This is a genomic window from Amycolatopsis stemonae (genome assembly GCF_054781455.1).
On sequence record NZ_BAAGUJ010000035.1, the window covers coordinates 1 to 1,388 of the forward strand.

General features: G+C 67.8%; 1 protein-coding gene. It reads left to right on the forward strand.

Annotated elements, in window-relative coordinates; genetic code table 11:
• On the forward strand, positions 1 to 1,383 hold a 1,383-nt coding region (locus ACYVLJ_RS47895; protein WP_460443740.1), incomplete at its 5' end, for a family 2B encapsulin nanocompartment shell protein.
• Positions 1,384 to 1,388: the final 5 nt, after the last annotated feature.

Genomic DNA, 1,388 nt, shown 5'->3' on the forward strand with positions numbered 1-1,388 from the left:
GAGACCGAGCAGGCGCCGTTGAGCCTGGGCCGGGCCGCGGCCCGGACGCTGGCCACGACAACGAAGTCGGTCCCGCAGATGCAAGGGATCTCCTCACGGTGGCTGCTGAAGCTGCTGCCCTGGGTGGAGGTCTCCGGCGGCGCCTACCGGGTCAACCGCCGCCTCTCCTACGCCGTCGGCGACGGCCGGGTCACCTTCACCACCACCGGCGCCGAAGTCCGGGTGATCCCACCCGAACTCGGCGAACTCGCCCCGCTACGCGGCTACACCGACGACGACGTCCTCACCGAACTCGCCACCCGCTTCCGCCAGCACGAATACCAGCCCGGCGACGCACTGGTCGAGTTCGGATCCCCAGCCGACCAGGTGTTCCTGATCGCCCACGGCAAAATCACCAAAATCGGCACCGGCGCCTACGGCGACCACACCGTCCTGGCCACCCTCGCCGACGGCGACTACTTCGGCGAAACCTCCCTCACCGCACAGGACGGGATCTGGGAATTCACCGCCAAAGCCGTCACCACCTGCACCGTCCTCACCCTCCCCCGCACCGCGTTCGACGACGTCCTGACCCGCTCCGCATCACTGCAAGCCCACCTGCAGGCCTACCTCGCCGACGGCGCCACGCCCAGCAACGACCACGGCGAAGCCGAAATCTCCCTCGCCTCCGGCCACGACGGCGAACCCGTCCTGCCCGGCACCTTCGTCGACTACGACACCCAACCCCGCGAATACGAACTCTCCGTCGCCCAGACCGTCCTCCGCGTCCACTCCCGCGTCGCCGACCTCTACAACCAGCCGATGAACCAGACCGAACAACAACTCCGCCTCACCATCGAAGCCCTGCGCGAACGCCAAGAACACGAACTGATCAACAACACCGACTTCGGGCTCCTGCACAACGCCGACTTCGCCCAGCGCATCCCCACCCGCACCGGCCCACCCACCCCCGACGACCTCGACGACCTGCTCGCCCTGGTCTGGAAAGACCCCGGCTTCTTCCTCGCCCACCCCAAAACCATCGCCGCGTTCGGCCGCGAATGCAGCAAAGCCGGCCTCCACCCCGACGCCGCCGACCTCGGCGGCCACCACGTCCCCGCCTGGCGCGGCATCCCCATCCTGCCCTGCAACAAAATCCCCGTCACCGACACCGCCACCAGCAGCATCCTGCTCATGCGCACCGGCGAACACACCCAAGGCGTCGTCGGACTCCACCAAACCGGCCTACCCGACGAATACCAGCCCGGCCTCAACGTCCGGTACATGGGCATCTCCGACCAAGCCATCATCTCCTACCTCGTCTCCGCCTACTACTCCGCCGCCGTCCTCGTCCCCGACGCCCTCGCAATACTGGAAAACGCCGAACTCGGCCGGGAAAGCTGACCCCC